The 21,484-nt window shown below is 46.9% G+C and carries 19 protein-coding genes and 1 riboswitch; of the genes, 2 read left to right on the forward strand and 17 right to left on the reverse strand.

All coding sequences use genetic code 11. From position 1 onward, the window contains the following. Positions 1-61: 61 nt before the first annotated feature. Positions 62-685: a TetR/AcrR family transcriptional regulator gene (locus AM231_RS11290; RefSeq protein ID WP_053493006.1), complete on the forward strand. Its 624-nt coding sequence runs from the start codon at positions 62-64 to the stop codon at positions 683-685. A gap of 135 nt (positions 686-820) precedes the next feature. Here the strand turns inward: AM231_RS11290 and AM231_RS11295 are convergent, their stop codons facing one another. The 8 genes from AM231_RS11295 to AM231_RS11335 all read right to left on the reverse strand — a co-directional run bounded on the left by AM231_RS11295 (position 821) and on the right by AM231_RS11335 (position 10,201). Then, positions 821-1,456: a nitroreductase family protein gene (locus AM231_RS11295; protein WP_054402693.1), complete on the reverse strand. Its 636-nt coding sequence runs from the start codon at positions 1,454-1,456 to the stop codon at positions 821-823. Positions 1,457-1,578: 122 nt separating this feature from the next. Further along, a complete protein-coding gene (locus AM231_RS11300) occupies positions 1,579-2,025 on the reverse strand; it encodes an RrF2 family transcriptional regulator (RefSeq protein ID WP_054402694.1) in 447 nt (148 codons plus the stop codon). Between the two features lie 145 nt (positions 2,026-2,170). Beyond that, positions 2,171-4,156, reverse strand: coding sequence for a Na+/H+ antiporter (locus AM231_RS11305; protein WP_054402695.1), 1,986 nt, complete (start codon positions 4,154-4,156; stop codon positions 2,171-2,173). A 157-nt stretch (positions 4,157-4,313) separates the two neighbouring features. Then, on the reverse strand, positions 4,314-5,396 hold the full coding sequence (locus tag AM231_RS11310) for a sensor histidine kinase (protein WP_054402696.1): 1,083 nt from the start codon (positions 5,394-5,396) through the stop codon (positions 4,314-4,316). Continuing rightward, on the reverse strand, positions 5,393-6,085 hold the full coding sequence (locus tag AM231_RS11315; RefSeq protein WP_054402697.1) for a response regulator transcription factor: 693 nt from the start codon (positions 6,083-6,085) through the stop codon (positions 5,393-5,395). The genes AM231_RS11310 and AM231_RS11315 overlap by 4 nt, the downstream gene beginning before the upstream one ends. 215 nt (positions 6,086-6,300) lie before the next feature. Further along, positions 6,301-7,659 (reverse strand): MATE family efflux transporter, encoded by a 1,359-nt coding sequence (locus AM231_RS11320; RefSeq protein ID WP_054402698.1) that lies wholly within the window; start codon positions 7,657-7,659, stop codon positions 6,301-6,303. Positions 7,660-7,936: 277 nt separating this feature from the next. Next, the gene (gene purT, locus AM231_RS11330) at positions 7,937-9,097 is read right to left on the reverse strand and encodes a phosphoribosylglycinamide formyltransferase 2 (RefSeq protein WP_054402700.1); all 1,161 of its coding nucleotides are present in this window, start codon (positions 9,095-9,097) and stop codon (positions 7,937-7,939) included. A gap of 83 nt (positions 9,098-9,180) precedes the next feature. After that, a riboswitch (ZMP/ZTP riboswitch) is annotated at positions 9,181-9,261 on the reverse strand. 64 nt (positions 9,262-9,325) lie between these two features. Then, entirely contained in the window at positions 9,326-10,201 is an 876-nt protein-coding gene (locus tag AM231_RS11335; protein WP_054402701.1) for a LysR family transcriptional regulator, read from the reverse strand. 112 nt (positions 10,202-10,313) lie between these two features. Here AM231_RS11335 and dapA point away from each other — a divergent pair, with 112 nt between their 5' ends. Further along, positions 10,314-11,207, forward strand: coding sequence for a 4-hydroxy-tetrahydrodipicolinate synthase (dapA, locus tag AM231_RS11340; protein ID WP_054402702.1), 894 nt, complete (start codon positions 10,314-10,316; stop codon positions 11,205-11,207). Here the strand turns inward: dapA and AM231_RS11345 are convergent. The 9 genes from AM231_RS11345 to AM231_RS11380 form a co-directional block, all read right to left on the reverse strand. Further along, on the reverse strand, positions 11,204-11,848 hold the full coding sequence (locus tag AM231_RS11345) for a YdcF family protein (protein ID WP_054402703.1): 645 nt from the start codon (positions 11,846-11,848) through the stop codon (positions 11,204-11,206). The two genes, dapA and AM231_RS11345, sit on opposite strands and share 4 nt — an antisense overlap. After that, positions 11,835-11,969, reverse strand: a complete 135-nt coding sequence (locus AM231_RS30220; protein ID WP_278044622.1) for a hypothetical protein — start codon at positions 11,967-11,969, stop codon at positions 11,835-11,837. The genes AM231_RS11345 and AM231_RS30220 overlap by 14 nt, the downstream gene beginning before the upstream one ends. An 85-nt stretch (positions 11,970-12,054) precedes the next feature. Further along, positions 12,055-12,573, reverse strand: a complete 519-nt coding sequence (locus tag AM231_RS11350) for a GNAT family N-acetyltransferase (RefSeq protein WP_054402704.1) — start codon at positions 12,571-12,573, stop codon at positions 12,055-12,057. Positions 12,574-12,869: 296 nt separating this feature from the next. Then, positions 12,870-14,654 (reverse strand): glycoside hydrolase family 36 protein, encoded by a 1,785-nt coding sequence (locus AM231_RS11355; RefSeq protein WP_054402705.1) that lies wholly within the window; start codon positions 14,652-14,654, stop codon positions 12,870-12,872. A gap of 30 nt (positions 14,655-14,684) precedes the next feature. Then, positions 14,685-15,518 (reverse strand): carbohydrate ABC transporter permease, encoded by an 834-nt coding sequence (locus AM231_RS11360; protein ID WP_053492993.1) that lies wholly within the window; start codon positions 15,516-15,518, stop codon positions 14,685-14,687. Positions 15,519-15,535: 17 nt separating this feature from the next. Continuing rightward, a complete protein-coding gene (locus tag AM231_RS11365; protein WP_054402706.1) occupies positions 15,536-16,417 on the reverse strand; it encodes a carbohydrate ABC transporter permease in 882 nt (293 codons plus the stop codon). A gap of 61 nt (positions 16,418-16,478) precedes the next feature. Next, positions 16,479-17,786, reverse strand: a complete 1,308-nt coding sequence (locus tag AM231_RS11370; RefSeq protein WP_054402707.1) for an ABC transporter substrate-binding protein — start codon at positions 17,784-17,786, stop codon at positions 16,479-16,481. A 99-nt stretch (positions 17,787-17,885) separates the two neighbouring features. Continuing rightward, positions 17,886-19,481 carry a response regulator gene (locus AM231_RS11375; protein ID WP_054402708.1) on the reverse strand — a complete coding sequence of 532 codons (1,596 nt, stop codon included), beginning with the start codon at positions 19,479-19,481 and terminating at the stop codon, positions 17,886-17,888. Continuing rightward, complete coding sequence (locus tag AM231_RS11380; protein WP_054402709.1) at positions 19,474-21,279, reverse strand: sensor histidine kinase; 1,806 nt, start codon at positions 21,277-21,279, stop codon at positions 19,474-19,476. The genes AM231_RS11375 and AM231_RS11380 overlap by 8 nt, the downstream gene beginning before the upstream one ends. Positions 21,280-21,484: the final 205 nt, after the last annotated feature.

Raw genomic sequence — 21,484 nt, forward strand, 5'->3', positions numbered from 1 at the left:
TTTTCAATATTTATTTTGAAAAAGAGCCCGGCATGTCTTACACTATAGAGAGGAGGTCATCATGACAAAAATACGTAACCCCCGAAATCCCGGACGTCCCAAGGCAGAAGCTGATCAGGCACCGATCCAGGAAACCATCCTTTGGACAGCCTCCATGCTATTCATGGAGAACGGCTACGAATCCGTGTCCTTGCAACAAATCGCGAAGGCTTGCCAAGTGACCAAGGCTTCTATATACTACCATTTCACAAGTAAACCTGAGCTATTTAAAATAGCGGTTACCACGATTTTAAATAAAGCATATGCATCCACTCGTCGGTTTCTGGAAGAAGCCGAAACCCTTGAAGCCGGATTAATCAAGGTGGCGGAGGCGAAGATTGCACGTCCCCATGCCGAGATGGAAACCATGATGCGAGAAGCGGAACCTTTTTTATCGCAAGAACAAATGGCCGCGATTCGCGAGGCCGAACAGCGAATCCATGAAGTCCTTGCTGAATATATCAGTCAAGCTATGCAATCCGGCGAACTACGGACAGGCAATGCCATGTTAATGGCTCAGGCCTTCTCGGCCATGCTCATGCTGGGTAATCGCGAGGATACACGAAGCGGTTATGACAGCGCCCGTGACATGGGAGCCGAGATCGTCGATCTATTCCTGCATGGAGCATTGAAGCTTCCAAAATGACATGGGGTTCCTTACCCTTGAATGACACACCTGAATCGGGATTCCTTTTGAATGCTTTGAATGCTTTGAAAATCGAGTCCATAGTACAATTAAAGAACGGGGATCCTGATAGGGTCCCCGTTCTTCTCGTTAGATTTATATTTCGTTCCAGAATGCAACGTCCTCAAGCGGCAATCTTACCGTTGGCCGGCCTGGAGCAGCTGCCTTTCCGATCGCAATTAACATCACGCTGCGATAGTGGGAAGGCACTTTAAATTCCTCCATGAATTGAGCCTTATTATATCCTCCCATCGGTACGGTATCATAACCTCTGGCCCGTGCGCTCAGCATCAGCTGCATGGAGATCAACCCTGCGTCCACGTCCACGATGCTTTCCTTCACAGACGAGTCCATATTCGCATAAATATGTTCCGCTGTATAGATAAAACGCTGTTTCACTTCTTCGGTCATAAATCCCGCTTCTTCGGCCATGGAATAGATTTTCTCACCTTTCTCATACCACTTCATATCCCCTAATACGGCAATGACAGCAGATGCCTGCAGAACATGCTCCTGATTATTAGCAATCGGGTGAAGCTTCTTCAAGCGCTCAGCGTCGTCGATCACAAGAAAGCGCCAAGGCTGTAAATTGCTTGAAGATGGTGCCAAAATGGCGTCCTTGAGAATCTCTTCCATCTCTTCCCTTGGAATTTTTACGGACGGGTCGTATTGTCGAACGGAATGCCGTTCTCGAATCACGGTTTGAAAATCAGGTGTAGTTATGGTAGTCATGGTAATCCCTCCAAATTTATATTGTGCAATTAAATGCACAGTTCAAGACGTAATTTAACTGTGTTGTTTAATGCACAGTATAATGCAGCATTAATTTCATTGTCAACATTAAAATTAATTGCTCAAGTCGCGACGTCGGCAATTGTGCGGGATCCCAGAATTTGCAGCGTGCTCTCCTCAATTTCGGCTAATATCTCGTTAAAGGACTCCTTGATTTCATCTGCAAAATCATGTCCGCCTGTCGCATCCATCATACTGCTGCTGATCGAGTCATGAACCTGAAGAACCGAATATACTTCAGCCAATGTGATATCGCTGGCTTTCTTGTTCAGACGGTATCCGCCGTCCCGTCCTTCACGCGATACAATAATGCCCGCTTGGGCAAGCGTCTTCATTATACGTCTGATGAGTGTTGATTCTGAATGCATGTACGAAGCGATATCACTGCTTGAGCATTTGCCTGCGTGTCGTTCAAGCGCCACCAGGGCTTGCACAGCCAAGCTGAAGGTCTTATAAGTGGACGGACAGGTCACTGTCGTTTTCTTGGAAGCCTCTCTGTTGATGCTCATATTCCTATCCCCTTTGTGAGAATCGGCTTGCCTTGGTTGCCATTCATGGTCCGGCATGCTTTTCATTATTGTAGCCCAAACCCAAGGCGCCATCAAGCAGAACAAGGACCATTGCTTAAATGGTCCTCTGCTCCTTTTCTTGTGCTTATGCTTGCGATTCATACAGATGGGCTTCGCGGTAGTTGATGTCCATTCTCAGGTGGCTGGCCTGTGCTCGATCAATCTCTCCTTCTTCAAACATGCTCTGAATTTGGTTTCGCTCCGCCTGAATCGCTTTGAGCTCGAGCTCCATGCTTTCACTGGTGAATTCCCGTTTCCTGCGGCTCCACACACGATCATTCAATAGCTCATGCTCCATCGCACGATAGTCTGCAATCACTGCTTGCAAGATCGCTGGTTTTTCTCCTCTTTCCATCGCTTGAATCTTATGGATAGCTGCCTGAATAGCTTCCTGCTTTAATACTTTATACTCCTCCCATTGGGGGTGATCTGGAGACATGGGCATCTCGTTAATCTCAGGAGACTTGTTCGTGAGGCGCTTCAACTGTCGCCATAAGCTTCGTATTAACAGCTTGAACTTATATCGGCTGGTAAGCAGCATTTCGACTTTATTAAGTGAAACCAGGAACCCCTCAACCATCCTAGGAGATCCCTTGCGTTCTTTAAGCCATGTTTCGGCCACATGCCGTTCGGCATCCAATCCGATTTGTCTGACGGCAATTGTGGATGACCAGAATTCACGCATATCGCTCTTATTCATGATCTGCGCTTGCTGAATTCGCTTGGAATAGGTATAGATCAGCTGCATGGCTTCATCTTTGTTCTCATCCGACATTTCTTCACGTATGGCGCAAAGACCTGCTTTCAGCATTTGAACCCTGGCAATTCGTTCATCATGCTTTGCGTTTATGACATCATCATGACTTTCACGCGTCAAGATCGGGAGCAGGATGCTGGCGATCATCAGTGTTAAGAGAATCACTCCAGCGCATATAAAGAGCATCAGGTTCCGCTCCGGAAAAGGGCTGTTATCCGACAGAGTAAGGGGAATTGAGAATGCCGCTGCCAGCGTTAATGCACCTCGGACACCTGATAGAGCAGTCAGCAGAGAAGATTTAAATTGACGATTTGTCGAGGCCCATACCCATACAAACCGCAGTAAAATGAGTACAGCCGTGATTAGTAAGACATAGCCGATGACCTGCCCATTATTGTAGGCGGGGTCACTCCAGATTTCATTCACGACATCGGGTATTTCATGACCTAATAAAATAAAGACCAGTCCGTTTAACGTGAACAGGATGATAGACCATGTGCTATCGGATACGACCCGCAATTTGATAGATGCCGACCGCATGCGGTCTCTCTCCACGGCGTGAGTAACGCCGGCTGCAACAACAGCCAGAATACCGGATACATGAAACTCCTCCGCTACGAGATATATGATAAAAGGCGTCAAGATGATGATCAGCATATGAAGCGTCACATCTTCCATACCAAAACGACGCAGGAGCATGCGGAACCATATAACAAGAAATCCTAATAAAGCTCCAATAACGATGCCACCAACTGCAATGACAACAAAGCTGCCTATGGCTTTTGTTAATGAGAAGTAGCCCGTTACTGTCGCCGCAATCGCAAAATTAAAAGCGACTAGACCCGAAGCATCGTTCATGAGGGCTTCGCCCTCGAGCAAACGCATAATCTTTCCCGGAAGCTTCACCCTGCCAGACAAAGAGCCTACCGCCACGGCATCGGTTGGTGATAGTATCGCAGCCAGCGCGAAGGCCGCTGATAAGGGAATCGCCGGAATGAGCCAGTGAATGAAAGGCCCGGCAATGAGGACGGTAGCAAATACCAGACCAAGCGCAAGCAGCAGAATGTACGATCTGAGCTTCCATAACTCATCACGCGGAGTTAGCTTCCCGTCATTAAACAGCAGTGGCGCAATAAACAGGACCAAGAACAATTCAGGGTTCAACTCCACATGATGGAATCCGCGGACATACGCAGCACCAATCCCCAGCGCGATCTGTATCAGCGGAACCGGGATAAAGGGAATAAATCGATGGATAATATTCGATATTCCGATAAGGACCAAGAAAACAAGCACCATAATAAATAGTTCCACAATCCGCCTGCCCCTTTTCTCAAAGATGTAGATCACATGCTCTGTCATGGATTCATTTAGAATATGTAGAATAATGCAGGTTTATTTACATCCTGGAAAAATATCAGAAACCATACTTGTGCATCTTAATAGATATACCTCATTATCATCACTCTAATCATTCATTCTTGGGAATTCGGATATAGAAGCAGCTTCCGCTCATGCCCCCACCACTCTCGGCCCATACCTGACCGTCATGTTTGGATACCAGCTGTTTCACGATGGCAAGTCCCATGCCGTTGCCTCCGCTTAACCGGTTCCTTGACTTGTCACCCCGGTAGAGTCTCTCGAATATATAAGGCAGATCCGAAGAGGAGATACCTCTTCCGGAGTCTTTAATCCGGATAAGGGCATTTGTCCCTTCGTCCAAGAGCTCCGTCTGTACCATCCCGCCCTCTGGCGTATGAAGCAGCGCGTTACTTAGCACATTGATAAGTACTTGTAGCATCCTGTCAGCATCAATGTTGGCTATGATCGATACACCGCTGCTGCTATATTGCAGATCCACTTGTTTCTCTTGATACATCGCTGTGGTCAGATTGATGGCCCTCTCTATGATATGTCCCAAGTCCTGATCCGTTCGGGATAGCTGAAACTCAGGGGATTCCATATCATGAAGATCCTCTAGTTCGGTCACGAGTTGAATCAACCGATCGATTTCTTCAAGGCAAGTTCGGAATCGCTGAGCGGTTGGCTCCCACACCCCATCCTCAAGTGCGCGAGTGTGACTCTTTAATGTGGTAAGTGGCGTGCGCAGTTCATGAGCGATATCCTGAGTCATGTTCCGCCGTAGCTGTTCCTGCTTCTGCAGCTGCACAGCCAGCTCGTTCAGCGAAGACCCCAGCCCTTCAATTTCGTCATATCCCCTCGTGTTGACACGGATATCCAGATCCCCTTGCGTCATTCTTTCTGCTGCTTTCTTCATCTGCACCAAAGGAGCTGATATCTTTTTGGCTATATATATTCCGATAATGCAAGCTACCGCAATAGCAAGTAGACATGTCAGAATAATGGACTGCATCTGCGCCTGCTCCAAATGATAGTTCAGCTGGTCCATCCCATGCTGCCCGGCAGATTGCCGCTGAAACATGGTGATATGATAATGGTTGGTTATGATATTGATGACAGTAAACACAATCAGAATCCCTGCCGTGATGCTGACGATAATGGCAGCCAGCTTAAGGTCTAGCCGATGCTTCACGCTCCGTCACCCCCAAAACGGTATCCGAATCCGTAGACGGTAATGATAAACTTGGGCGCTCTAGGATCCGCTTCAATCTTATGCCTCAAATTCTTGATATGCTGATCAATTATGCGATTGTCGCCGATAAAATCATAGCCCAGCACCCGCTCGACCAGTTCTTCACGAGAAAAATTCCGCTGAGGGTACTTGGCCAGCAAAAGCAGCAGTTTATATTCACTTGGCGTCAAATTCACGATTTGCCCATGGCAAGTTACTTCATGTTTTAACGAATGAATAACAAGCGCGCCTTGCTGATATGTAATCACGTCCGCCAGCAGCTGATTATCATCCCCTCTTCTCATAACGGCTTTCACTCTGGCCACAACTTCCCTAGGGTCAAACGGCTTCACGATGTAGTCATCAGCACCGCTGGTCAATCCATCAATCCTGCTGCTCTGTGCCACTTTGGCTGTCAGCATAATGATCGGTACCGAGCTGAACGTTCGTATGTCCCGGCAGACTTGTTCACCATCCAAATCCGGCAGCATGAGATCCAGAATAACCAAATCCACCGTACGCTGCCGCAAGGAGTCTAGCGCTTCGGAACCACACGTTGCCTCCAATGTCAGATAATTTTCTTTGTTCAGATAGGATACAAGAACTTCCCGAATATGCGGTTCATCATCCACGATTAGTATGGTCTTCATTCAGGTCCTCCTTATCGCATTCTTCATTGGCATACATCCACTTTAACATAAGGTTTAATTGTAACTAACACTTGTGAAGATTCTGTGAGTCTCTGGCTCAGATATACCACAACCAGGCACAACCAAAAAAGAACGAATGCACGGCTCCTTCAAAACAGAGAAGTATCTGTTTCTTGGAGTCATGATTCGTTCTGGTTTCTAAACCTTCCTTCCCCTTATGCCTGAACCGGTATGGAGACGGGTTTGACTGGGGTGCTCAATCTCTTAATGCTCAGATAATAGGCTATTCCCAGCGGGATCACGGCTCCCAGCCAAGCGAGCGGATTGGCCAGGCTGGCGCCGAGAAATCCGATTCTAGCGGTCAGGAAGATGGCAGCCAGTACCCTCATGATTAATTCCATAATGCCGGCAACGGTTGGGATCAAGCTCTGCCCCAGCCCCTGCAGCGTAAAGCGATAAATGAACAGCAGCGACAGAAGCAAGTAGGTACTGCCGTTCGATAAGAAATACAGCCTGCTAAGGGACAGCAATTCCTCCTGTCCTTGGCCGACAAAGAGGCTCACGGCGGCAGGACCCGCGAAAATAACTAGCAAGCCCACGGCAATGCTGAATGATCCCGAGAGCCAAATGCACTGTTTTACCCCGAGCCTGATCCGGTCGATGCGATTTGCCCCGAAATTCTGAGCTGTAAAAGTTGCCATCGTTATACCAAAGGAACTCATGGGCATCGTAGCCAACATATCGATTTTCTGGGCAGCGGTGTAAGCAGCTACCGCTGTTGCACCAAGACCATTGAGCGTAATCTGAAGAATAATGGCTCCGATCGCAATGATAGAGGCCTGAAAGCCCATCGGAAATCCGACCCACATATGCTGGCGAATAAACTTCCAATCGATGGACCAATCGGCGTTCTTGAATTGAAGCAGAGGAACCTTCTTATGAATATAGATCAGGCAGAGCAGGCAGGAGAACAGCTGCGATACCACGGTTGCGAGTCCCACACCGCCAAGTCCCATCTTAAACACGAGGATGAATAACAGGTCCAGTACAATGTTCAAAATGCTGGACAGCATCAAAAAGAAAAGCGGTGTACGGCTGTCACCGAGTGCTCTCAGGAGATTCGCCAATAAGTTGAACAGAACGGCTGCGCCGACGCCCCAGTTGATTACGATTAAGTACGAATACGCATCTTCCAAAATTTCTGCCGGTGTGTTCATCATGACAAGGACAGGTCTCGTAAATATTACACTCACGATGGTGAGAAAAATGCTGAAGATTAAACTGATCCATATACTCGTCCCCACGCTTTTGCGAACGCCCGCGATGTCCTTCGCGCCGAAGCGCTGCGCGGTAATAATGGACAAGCCTGCCGTCAAGCCTTGGGCAAAGCCGATGACAAAAAACAAAATGCTGCCTGTCGAGCCTACGGCCGCAAGCGCATTTACGCCAATGGTGCGGCCCACGATCAACGTGTCCGCCATATTGTAAAGTTGTTGAAACATATTGCCGATTAATAGCGGGATGGTAAACATCAAGATTAGTTTTATCGGATTGCCTTGCGTCATGTCTTTCATGTAAATTCTCCTATACAGTCAACGTGTCTCTATGTAGCCATAGCCAGTCTATAGGGGGGCACCTGTAGTTGTGTCTTTAAGTACAGATACAGAAGCTCCATCGTTTGTATTCTTGTGTATCTTATCATGAACTGCTGCAAAATTCCCCACTTTTATTTTCAGCACGGTAACATGGTAGCGAATCATAACAATTTTCCCTTCCCTAGTAAAAAAAGGCCCTCCGATGCATTCGGCTGACCTTTTTTTCGGCTTCGATCTAAGCACTGCGCTACCCCGTTTATGCTTCTTCAACAGCGAGCTTATCCAACGATTGCTTCGCGTGCATACGCGCTTCTTCCACGCTGTCGGCTGTGGACAGTGCAACGGCTACGCGTCTTCCGACCTTCGTTACCGGCTTTCCAAAAATACGCAGCTGCGTATTCGGAACAGCCAGCGCTTGTTCCGCTCCGGTAATCGTGTAATTCTCCAGCTCTCGTGCCGCTTTTAACGGTCGGCTGGCACCTGGCGTGATCAATTCGATCTCTGGAATTGGAAATCCTAGAATAGCACGGACATGAAGAGCGAATTCGGATAAATTTTGCGTGACCAATGTTACCAAACCCGTATCATGCGGACGGGGTGACACTTCACTAAAGTATACCTTATCCTCAGTCAGAAACAGTTCAACTCCGAACAAGCCATACCCTCCAAGCTCGTCGGTGATCGTCTTTGCAATCCGTTTAGCTTCTTCGATTTGCTCTTCTGACATATGGTGGGGCTGCCAGGACTCAATGTAGTCTCCGCCTTCCTGAATATGGCCGATTGGAGCACAGAAGCTTGTACCATTCACGGAGCGAACAGTTAATAGCGTGATCTCTGACTGGAACGTAATAAATTCCTCAATGATCACTCTCCCGTTCTGCACGCGGCCGCCTTCCATCGCAAGACTCCAGCAGGATTCGATATCCGCTGCTGAGCGGCATACGCTCTGACCTTTTCCGGAAGAACTCATTAATGGTTTAATTACACATGGATAACCCATTTCCTGAACAGCCTGTTTAAACTCCTCATACGTATCGGCAAACTGATAGCCCGCAGTCGGCAGCTCCAGCTTTTCTGAAGCAAGCCGGCGAATCCCTTCACGATCCATCGTCAGCTTTGCTGCCCTGGCCGTAGGAATAACCCGATATCCCTCTTCCTCCAGCTTCACTAGTTCTGATGTAGCCAGCGCCTCGATCTCGGGTACGATCAGATCCGGCTTCTCCTGCTCAATAATTTCACGCAGCTTGGCTCCATCCAGCATATCGATGACATGGCTGTGATTGGCAACATACATGGCAGGCGCATCGGCATAACGATCAACGGCTACGGTTTCAACGCCCAGTCTCTGAGCCTCAATGACGACTTCCTTTCCCAGTTCTCCAGATCCTAGCAGCATTATTTTTTTCGCTTTCAACATCGTGTTCATAACCCCTTTTCATAGTTTCAGTGACGCATAAAAAGCATGAAAATCATAAAGAGGCAAGGGAAATAATCTTCCCTTACCTCTGCCCAGGCGTACGGCCGTTGTCATCCATGTGCTCCCTCATGGTCCCCCATGTTACGCCAGTCACACATAAACCAATATATTATAAAAGAATCATACTTAATCTTTTCTTTAAATGCAATATTATTACACACACGGAATTCAAGATTCTGATTTTAATAGTTCGATCGCATCCCGCAGCGAATGGGACAACCACTTTTTGGGGTGAACCACTATCTGAATGTCCAATCGAATATCAGGGTGGGTAAAGGGAAGAATCGCCAGCTCACCCCGCTTGATTTCCTCCTCGGCAACCATCCTCGGCAACAGAGAAATGCCTGTTCCAGACATCACATATCTTTTGATTGCCTCGGGGTTGCCTAATTCAAGCCCTATTCGCAGAGGAATTCCGCTGGCACGAAGCACCTTTTCCAGCATCAAACGGTAATTACAGCTATCCTCAGTCATAATCCACTCAGCATCAGCGAGCTGCTCCAGCTCTATGACGGGCTCTGCAAGCAGCGGATGATCCGGACGGGCAATCAGTAGTAGGGGTTCTTCACGGATTGAAATCCAATTCAAAGAGGAGTCTTGTGGTTTATTTTCCAGAATAAGACCTAGATCATACTCGCCCTCTCGCACCTTGTTTACAATGCTATCTTCCCGATCCGGTTGCAAACGGATAATCAGATCCTCGTGCTTTGTTCTCAGCTGATGAATGACAGAGGGGAGAAAATAAGCGGCCAGTGAGTCTATCGCGCCTATCGATAATGTACCTCCACCTTGCTTTGTCAGCTTTTCCTTCGATTGATGGTACAGCTCCAGCATTTGAATTGCATACTTGAGCAGTTCTTCTCCGGACTTCGTCAGACGCAGGCCTCGCCCATATCGTTCAAACAGCTTGACACCGTAGTCCATCTCTAGCTTCTGAACCTGGGTGGTAACGCTGGATTGTGCATAACCCAATTCCTCCGCAGCTTTGGTAAAGCTTTGGCGGGCAGCTACTTCCCTGAACGTGTGCAAGTAATTGAGATCCATCGCCCTCCCCCTTATCAATAATTTTGATATTCATTATCTATTATTATAGATAACGTCGATCGTCAAATCCATGCTAAAGTAATCTCACACCTCAAAGAATGGAGGAAGGATCATGTTGAATCAGCAGGATTTGCAAGGAATTTATGTTCCGGTGATCACGCCCTTTTTAGAAACCGGCGAATTGGATTTTCTGTCTTATCATCGTTATTTGAAAAGTTTACTGACCCACGAAATTCAAGGTTTGGTCATCAATGGGACGACCGCAGAAGCTCCAACGGTAGCTTGGGAAGAAGTCGTTCAGATTGTGCAGGAAACGAGGAAGGGTCTGGACGGACGGCAAATGCCGCTCATAATAGGTACCGGCACGAACGATACGGTCTCCAGCATCAAACGGACGGAGCTAGCAGGTCAGATTGGGGCAGAAGCAGTTATGATAGTCACCCCCTATTACAGTCGTCCTTCGACTGAAGGTATTGTACAGCACTTTCAAAAAGTAGCCGAGGTCGGGGTACCGATTATTGTGTATGAAGTTCCTTCACGTACGGGAATCCGGTTACCTGTCGATGCCATCAGAAGGATCATGGACATACCCGGTGTCATCGGGATGAAGGACAGCACTTCGGGTACCGAGCTTATAAGAAGCTTAGCACCCTACGACACAAAGCCTATTCTCTGCGGTGATGATATCCACTTTCATGACTTGCTCTGTCATGGAGCAACCGGCGGAATATTGGCGTCTGCCAATGTGAATACTGAGGTTTACATTCAGATCTTTCGATTAGCGCTTCAAGGGGACTACCCCCGTGCCGAAAAGCTGTTTGATGTATTGAAACCATATATTCATAAGCTGTTCGAAGAATCAAACCCTGCCCCGCTCAAATGGCTGCTAGCCAGGCAAGGTCTCATCTCAACAGATACCCTTCGTCTGCCGATGGGCCCCATCACGGATGAACTTAAGCTGTCTTTCGATAAACTCCTTCACGAACAGCATGAGCCGATCCATTAATAAACATCATTGCGAAATGGTGAAATAAACTGATAACCAATATAATAAAAGACTTCCCTAAACAAGAAAGGGATTTTGCTTCTTAGACTCCGATACGCGCTTTCGGTTACCGGGGAGGGGTTCGCATAGAGCTTCATATCTTCTGCCATCATCATTGCCCTCTTCATATGCAGCGGGTCACTCACGATAAGATAGGAAGATAAGCCTGCCTTCTCACCGATCTCTTTAGCATAATACAGATTCTGCTCGGTGATCGTCGACTTGGTCTCTATCAATATGTCACCCTCAGGAACGCCGTGGGCGATGGCATATTGGCGGGCTACTTCAGATTCGGCAGGCTCCCCCTCCACTCCCCGTCCCCCTGTGAAAATCAGCTTGCTCACAAGCTCTTGATCATATAGCCATATGGCATGATCAATGCGTCCCTGGAATACAGGTGAAGGACTCTCGTCCCACACGGCTGCCCCAAGCACGATCGCTGCATCTGACGGCAAACTCACCGTTCGCTGTGCATAATTCCAAATGGTGTATCCAACATACAATGTATATATCAGCACGATACCAATCAGAGTCAGCACAACTCGAATGAAGAACCGCTTTCGGTTGTCTCGTATTTTTCTAGCCGGGTTATCCCGTATCATGCTGCACCTCCACCATCCATCTCCCATAAGGGATTGCTACCATTCTATCACGCTTGGGTTCCTTGGTCATAGACAGTAAAAAGAAGCCTGATATTCCGCTAAGAATATCAGGCTTCCTCACGTCTTACAGCGTAACATCAGTTCGATGGATCAAGCCATCGAGCCAATAATTGCTTCATGGTTGGTCGCTCATTGTAACAATTGCGCTAAGCCATTCGCCATTCCGACGCTAGTATAGCGTAGAAATATTCATCCCACCAGTTATTCCCATGAGGGATGCACTCTTTAAAATAGCCTTCTCGTCTCATGCCGAGCTTCTCCATCACCCGGTACGATGGCGTGTTCTCAGGCTGGCATGTAGCAATAAGCCGGTGTATCCCCAAAGTCTCGAATCCATATTGAAGCAAGGCCCTCGCTGCTTCCGTAGCATACCCCTTACTATGATAGGCGGAATTGAATATCCAACCGATCTCATACGTATGTTCGCCGAACCACGGGAAGAATACGATATGACCAATAACATGCTGTTCATTAGGCAGCACGACCGCATAATTGCGGGCTTGATCACCCTGGTTTTCCTGCAGAAATTGCTTCACCGTCTCTTCCGTATAAACCAGATCCGGCATGTAATGCATTACCAAAGGATCCGATGTATATTGAAGAACATCCTCCCAATCCCCAGGTTCAAACTCACGAATGATCAATCTTTTTGTTTCGATACGCATTTGCCCTAACTCCTTTTTTGTTGTATTAAGTGTCCTCTTCAACCCGCACACTCAATACAGTGGCAAATGCGATTCGCCGTGTATACAGATATGTATCTGTTTGGATAACGCCGGTTCACCCTCTTTCATGAAAAGATCTGTTCTGAGATTTATATTCGATCCGAATCAAGAAACTCCTTCAACCTGTGACCATCTTATATTAACGGCAAAGAAGACAAGCAATTTCTCTAATAGAGACTGTCGCTTGCCTTCTTTATTATATGTGGGCTCCCTAACTTAATAGGGGTCACGAATTTTTATCCCTGCGCTGCCACATGGGTCAATTCGATCAATCCAGAAGGCGGCACCTCAAGAACATGGGCACCCTGTTTCAGGGTTACGATCTCATCTTTTACCGTCAAGCCATGGCAATTCCTCACGATCATTCGCATATCACCGGCAGCTTCTGTCCAGTTTACGATCAGACGATCCTGAGACGTACCGTTAACCAACCAATAACTTCCGCTTACTGTGCGATCCATCGAGGCCACGAAGTTCTCGCCATACACTGCCGCGAGCCAATCGTTGTCGTGATAAGCATATACAACCGGATACATCATCTCAGGTGACATTGGACGAAGCGTACCCTCCAGCAAAAGTGAACGATGCTCTTTCCAAAATGCCAGCCAATAGGCAGCAACCTGCTGATGTGTTTCCGGGATTTCATCCAGCCGTACCGATATTTGGGGCACGGAGAACAGCGAGTGGATAAATTGCAGGGCTACATTCTCATCAAGGTCTCCCTTATTCCACATCATCATGTCGGAATGAACAGCTGTGTTCCCGCTAAGCAAACGGATATCCAGAGAGCCGATCCGGTTTTGATTATGATGGTTTGGACAGTCCGCGACCCGGAACATATTGCCGTATTTACGCATCAAGGGACCGATGTAGTTCTGACGGAACTCAATCATGACATCCGGCTTAATCGCTCGTAAACGGGCCATGACATCAGTAAGCAGGCGGTCTACTGCCTCAGGTACCGAATCATAATCTCTTCCTTCTCCGCCCGAAAATCTCATATCCTCTGATAACAGGAAGGAGTCCACAAAATCTAATTTGAACCCGTCAATTCCCCAATCGTTCAAAGCCTGCTCATACGTATGAATCAGATATTCTCTTACCTCTGGGAAACGAGGATCAAGAACCGCTGTATCCTTGCCGCCATATGTATTGATGTACTTCCCTTCAAATCTCTTCCACGCTTGAGAATGTACACCTACAAAAGGCACCGAGTACCACAGCATAAATCTCATGCCCAGTTGATGAACACGGTCAACGAATTGCTTCATATCAGCAATCCGTTCAGGGCTAACCTGCCAGTCACCGCAAAACGCATATCCCCGCTCATCGTTTGCTGTTTGCCAACCGTCATCTACGATGACCGTATCACAACCAAGCTCTTTCGCAAGCAAGCATTGGCGCTCAATCTCATCCGGATCGACTTGCTGGTGAAAGCTGTACCATGTGGAATACATCGGTTGGCAAGCTGCCTCCGGGACACGGGATGGTGTATATCCCGGCAAGCCTTCCCACCATCTGCTAACCTCCCTTAAACTCTCCGCATAGAACATATTCCGTGTATCAACTCGCATGATGACCTCATAGTCTGTCATTTGTGGACTTGCTTCTGTAAAGAGCTTGACCCATACCTCAAATTGAGCGGTTTCTTCGTGGATGCCTGCACGAAACTGCATCGGACGAAGTGCGTCAGACAATGCAACGGTCAAACGGTTAGCTCCAGCCGAGTTATAAAGACTGAAGACCGGAGCGGAGAAAGTCGCTTTGCTTGCTGAAGGCTCACTGAAATCAATACGAAGCCCCTTATCCCGGTTAGCGGTAGGATCCCAGTATCCATGAATATCCACGGCTGGGTGCTTCCAGGATAAAGTAACCGGATCTGGATAGTACGCTTTATTTGCATGCATAGAGAATCTTATATAATCCACGCCTTGATCTGAATATAGATGCTCTACCGTGTATTGGAATTTCTCCTCTCCACCTGTTACGGAAATGATCCGACCACCTGCAGAAAAATCCATTGTTTATATCCCCCGTTCCGATTTCTGTAGTTATCCTTTTACTGCCGAACTTACGGTTAACGCGTTCTCGACCTGTTCAGAGAACAACAGATATACGAGGATAGTCGGAACCGTGGACAAGACCATTACAGCGCCCATAGCCCCCCAATCGGAGCTGAACTGGGTCTGGAAATAGAGCAGACCGAGCGGCAGTGTTTTCAGAGCGTTATCACTGATCATCACAAGTGCTACCAAGAATTCATTCCAGGCGAACAAGAATACGAAGATGCTCACCGAAGCGATGGCCGGTACGACAAGCGGAACCATAATGCTAAAGAATGTCCGATAAACGTTTGCACCGTCAATCGCAGCCGACTCTTCAATCTCTTTTGGCAAGGAACGAAAGAAGGCATAGAAGATAATACAAGCAAATGAAAGCTGAAATGCCGCATAAGGGACGATGACTGCAAGATAGCTGTTTTGCAAATGCATGGAACGTACGATCATTAACAGCGGAATCAGAATAATTTGCATCGGAATGAACATGCCTGCGGTCATGTATATTCGCGCCGCGTTGGACAGTCCCCATTTCATCCGGGCTGAAGCGTAGGAGAACATCAAGCCAAGCAGGACTGTTAATGCTACCGTTCCGATGGATACGATGAAACTGTTTTTGAAATACATAATCAAATCGAAGGATTGGAAGGCGTTAACATAATTTTCAACGCGCCACTCTTTCGGAATGCCGAATACATTCGTCGAGAAAATTTCCTCATTGTCTTTAAAAGAATAGAACAGCAGCCATACCAACGGGTACAGACTGACCAATACGTACAACAGGAGCGAACCGTATTTTAAGGTTCCGTTCGTAAGTCGTTTAATCATTGTGTCATCCTTCCCATCTAATAGCTGATTTTTTCCCGGGCTACGAATTTGTTAATCAGGATCGTGAACAACAGACATTCAATAACCAAAATGGCTGCTGCCGCCGAACCGTATCCATATTCGTTAGACCGGAAAGCGGCTTTGTACATCATAAATGTGAAGGTGTACGAGATATTGCCTGGTCCGCCATTCGTCATGACAAACATGTTTTGGAAGGCGTTCAGACCCCCGGTAATCGCAATAATTAAGCCGAATTTATAAGTTTCACTCAAAAGGGGTATCGTTATTTTGCGATGAGTGTGCCAGAACGAAGAGCCGTCAATTAATGCAGCTTCATACAGATGCTCAGGTATCGATTTAATGGCTGTATAGATCAGCACAAGCAGGATACCCATGTTCTGCCACGCGTTTGTGAAGGCAATGGCCCAAATGGACGTATGCTCCCCGCTCAGCCAGGCCTGCTGATAATCCATGCCGAGGGCTGCGAAGATACTGTTCAACAGTCCCCCCTCCGGATTATAAATAGCAATCCACAGCTGTGATACCATGACGCCGGAGAGTACAACCGGAATAAAGAAGGTGGTCTTAAACCATTTCCGGCCGCGTACAGCCTTGCTGCTCAGCACAATAGCAAGAATCGTTCCAAGCCCGATTTGATAAACGACTAGTACGAACGCAAAGATCAGACCATTTTTCAGAGAAACCCAGAAATCGGGATCATCAAAAAGACGAAGATAATTATCAAATCCGATAAATATGGGAGTGCTCAAACCGTCCCAATCAAAGAAGCTTTTCTGGAAGGTTTGCAAGATAGGTATAAACACAATAATCGTAAAAAAGAGCAGTGTGGGTACGGTAAATACCAGCAGAGCCACTTTATTTTTCCATTTTTCTGACATGGGACCTCCTTAGTCAAAGAGGTTATTCTTTATCAGAATAACCTCCCTGTCACCGTACCTATTATTTTCGTGCCAGTTCAAGAGATTTGTTCATGGTGTCGATAAATGCATTGGTGTCGTAATCCAGCATCAGCTTTTGAACATTGTCTTCAATCGCTGTTTTGAATTTAGCGTTAACCAATCCCCAAGGGAAGGTTGTCATTGTTTTGAAATTCGCAGAGTCCTGCTTATACTTCTCCTGGAGCGAGGAAATTCCATTTAACGGTTCCGGATTTTCCTTCAGGATCGGGTTAGGGTCGCCCAGATGAATAACGCGCTGCTTCGCAAATTCAATCGAGAACAATGCGGCATATTTAGCTGCAACCTCAGCATTTTTGGAGTTCTTCGACACAGAGAAGCCCTGGTTGAAGCCGCCACCGCTGACGTTCCACTGCACCTGATCGACTTTGTCGGCATCTGCAAGTGGAGTGTACAAAATGTCCACCTTGTCTCCCATCGCTTTCGAAATGTCACTCATCGCCCATGCACCATTCAGCACCATTGCTGCTTTTCCGGAGGTGAACTGAGCCAATGCATCGTCCCAAGTCGTGTTGAACGCATTTTTGGACAGGAGTCCTGCTTTGGACAATTCGGCAATCTTCTCGGCGCCTTGACGGTATGCCTCATCGGAGAAGGTTCCTTCACCGCCGTCAAGCTTTGTTAGACCAGCAGGTTCAGAGCCAACAACAGCCATATCATACAGCTGCACGCCTGGCCATTTTTCTTTGGCGAACAAGGCCAGCGGAGTAATTCCCTTGGCACTGAAGCCTTTTACAGCTTCTAAGAACTCATCATAGTTAGCAGGAACCTTGATGCCATTTTGCTCGAACAGCTCCTTGTTGTAATAGATCAAGGATGACCATTGTCCAACGTTTGGTACTGCGTAAATATGACCGTCATCATGACGGAGCATCGCTTTCGAGGTTTCATTTAGCTGATCCTCGATTTTATTGTCTTCCACAGCCTTGTCCATCATATAAAGATTGTCCGAATTTTTAAGAGCTTCGATCAAACCCGAGGATGCGAAGAAAATATCAGGCAAGGTACCGCCAGCAGCATACGTTTTAATCTTCTGCTCGTCGTCCTGTGCAGCGACTTCGAATTCCACGTCTACTTCAGGCATGAGCTTCTTCATTTCTTCTTTGGCTGCATCGTATACGGCAGTGTTCTCTCCGCTGTATTGTGCATAGAACTTCAATTTCACTTGTTGATTTCCGCTCGATGCTTCTCCAGCGGAACCGCTTGTGCCATCATCCTTCGCGCCGCATGCGGAAAGCGCTAACATTGCGGTGGCCAACAGAATCGGCAGAAATATTCTTCTCTTCTTCATTGCCTATTGTTCCCCCTTAATTCTCTTGATGGGTTCATTCTACCTAATATCGGACAAGTGCCGTGAGGGACAAAACGGAACACATTTGTATATTTCGACCTACTTTTTATGAAGTACCTCATACTCACTTGGCGGTAATCCTGTATATTTCTTGAAGCTTTTACTAAAATGAGACGGGTCGCCGTACCCAACCATCTCTGAGATTTCGGATAATTTCAAATTATGTCCAGCCAGTAGAAGCTCCTTTGCTTTCTGCATACGGACATCTGTAATATAGTCACTAACACCTATGCCTAGCTCCTGCTTGAATATCCTCCTTAAGTATCTGGACTGGATATACAGGCTGCGGGAGACCTCCTCGACTTTTAACTGGCTGTCCTGGTAATGGTTCTGGATATATTCACATGCGGCCGCTAGTATTTTTGCTGATTTGGAGTGTTTCACGCTCTTGGAATACTTCATAGCCGTCGTGTATAGATTCGTAATCCATTCAAAAGCCTCTTTTAACGTGGGTTGATTGGTGATTTCCTGAAAAGGCGAAAATTCTGGTGTGAATATTTCCTCAACGGTTTTGCCAATCTCGTAGATGTAGGTAAGACATAACGAAACAAGCCCGGCAAGGATCATATGGATATAATCTCCGGACAGCTGCCGATCACGTATATAATGCTCGATGGCCGCAAGTTGTTTACGGATTTCTTCTTCATCATGAAGGCGGAGTGAAATCAGCAGATTCTCATTCATCTCACTTGGATAGAATCCAACATTCGATGTGCGTGTTGCCGTATCCCGATAATGAACGATGTTTGTTTCTTCCGTCGAAATTCGGTTTTTGAGTGCGATGACAGACTCCATGTAAGACTTTCGAATCGATGAAATTCCTTGTCCTGCATTTCCGATCCCGATCGATATACTAAACCCGAAACGATCGCGAATCAGCATAAATAATTGATTGTATCCCTTTAAGCTGAACTGTTCATGGTCTTCGTCAGCGGCAAACTGGAGCAATGATACGATTCGGTTCTCCGGTCCATTGAAAATAAACTGCCGGCCCTCTGGCTTCACCAAATCCATCAGCAAGTTGGAAATAATATATTTCTTGAAGCGGATATCGTTTAACTGCTCCCATTCATGCAATAAATCATCAATTTCGACCGATATCACCTGGAACACGGCGGGATACTCAGCAAAATCAAACTTGGTCATCTGGTGCAGGATATATTCGTCGTCATCCCGGTATTCACCGCTGATTAGGAGATTCAGGAAGCTTTCCCGCCATAATTGACGTTCCTCCTGTTCCTGGTGTTGTCCGATTATGGTCTTTTGCAGATTGTTCTTCACCTGATGAAGAGCCGATAGCAGCTCCTCCTCATCAAAAGGCTTCAATATGTAATCCTCAATCCCGATTTTGATCGCTTTACGTGCGTACTCAAACTCACTGTGACCCGTGACTAGTATGACAACCATATCCGGGTTGAACTCTTTCAGCTTCTGTGCTAAATCCATCCCGTTCATGTAGGGCATATTAATGTCGATCAGCGCCAGATGCGGCTTCTCTCTCTGTACAAGCTCCCAGGCTTCCATGCCATTCTTCGCTTCCCCGCAGTATTCAAAGCCCTCCGCTTCCCAATCCACCACTCCACGAAGATACTTGCGAAATACTGCTTCATCGTCTGCGATCACAACTTTATACATCTTGCGAATCTCCTCTCGTTGTAAAAGGGATGACAACAATGACCTCGCTGCCTTCACCCGGTTCGCTGTGAATGCGGGTTCCATAACGTTCCCCGTAATACAGCTTTATTCGTTCATCCACACTGCTAAGTCCAAAAGAACCGCGTTCCTCGCTTCGCTTGTGATCCATCTGCTTCAGCATATTCGGTGAGAAGCCGATACCGTCATCTCTGACGATCAGCTCCAGAACATCGTCTTTTTTCACACCTTCTATCTGTATATGTCCGAAGCTTCCCTTCTCTTTGAGTCCGTGGTAAATTGAGTTCTCCACAAGCGGCTGAAGTGTCAACTTGGGTATGGCATAATCCATCATGTCATCCTGGATCTTAATCTGAAAATCGAATAAATCGGAATAGCGTGTACGCTGTATCGATAAATAGCTGTTCACATTTCTGATCTCTTCGCGAATGGTGATGATCTCCTGGCCGTTGCTAAGCGCAACCCGGTAGAAATCGGCCAGAGATTTCGTTGCCTTGCCTGCCGTTTCGCTCTCACCGGATTTACATAACACATAAATCAAGTCCAAGGTATTGTAGAAAAAATGGGGTTTAATCTGATTCTGAATGAGTGCCAGCTCATACTCCCGCTTCTTCTTCTGCTCGTCCTTTACTTTGACTAGCAGATCATTAATCCGGCCCAACATAACGTTTAGGCCTGAGCCCAGGATGCCAATCTCATCATTCGTCCGCACATCAATCGGCTGATCAATATTCTCCTCCCGGATTCGCTTCATTTGTTTACTCAACTGCATGATGGGATTGCCGATAGATCGCGACAGCATGATGGCTCCAAGAACAGCCAGTATTAAACAGATGCCTCCGATCATGAGGATAACCTGAGATACCTGCCTCGTGTCCCGAGTCAGTTCCCGGACCGAAATCTCATTGATAAGCTTCCAGTTCATCTTGCTAAAGCCCACGGAGGACAATAAGATGTTATGGCCATCTGATCCCGGTATTTCTTCCATCATGGCCTCCTGGCTCATCACATCTACCCTGCTGATTTCTTCCATCGGCTGCAGCATTTCGCTTTTGTCCTGGGATGATATAATGGTTCCTTTCTCATCGATGATATAGTAACCGTTCGGCTGCAGAGGCCCGATGCTCCGGTATACGGAGGCTAATGTCTCTTCTTTGATATTGACCAATAAAATGCCGAGCGGTTCAAGCGTCTCGGTGTCCAGTATTTTTTTACCGATCGTAAGAATAGGTTCTTCGGTATGCGTCACCCAGTAATCCCGATTTTCCATCGGAAACCATATAGGTTTACCGTTACTCTTGTTCACATCTCGGTATATCTCACTCCGCAGACCCTTCTCGGTACCGTACTGCATGTCGGAGTTCGTACTGTATACGTTTTCAGCTCTGTCAATGAAAAGAGCCGATTCTACCTCCGGAAAGATCATCTTCGCAAAATCCAGTCTATTCTCGATCGCTCTGAGAAGCTCATAGTCGACAGAATCACTATTCAGCTGATCCCCCTTTTGCTTCAGCTTCAGCTTCTCTTCCTTGTTCAGCTCCAGCATCGAGACATTCGCAAAGCTTTCCGCATTGGACAATATCGTATCAATCCTGGTGGTGATCAACCTGGATTCATCCTGAACATTCTTCTTCGTTTTATTTATGGATGACGCCGTATTGATCTGATAAGAGAATATCCCCAAGGTCAGTAATGGTATAAAGACCAGCGGGAGGTATATCGCAATAATTTTTGTTTGGATACGCTGGTTTCGAAACCAATGAACAATTCGTGTTCTCAAGGTATCTTCTGTCCCCTCTATGTCAATTACATCGATAAGTATACCTCATAATTCGACTTTGTTTTACAAAATTTGCAGGACGACCATGCGTAGAGAACCCTATCTATAAATTCTTCTGTTGAACAATTTCGATCGTCTGTGCAACATTCGTAAACTTTCTCCGTCTATGGTTATATAACAGCCAGTACATTTTTCCAGCACGACT

It is taken from the genome of Paenibacillus solani (assembly GCF_001277345.1).
GTDB lineage: Bacteria > Bacillota > Bacilli > Paenibacillales > Paenibacillaceae > Paenibacillus_AQ > Paenibacillus_AQ solani.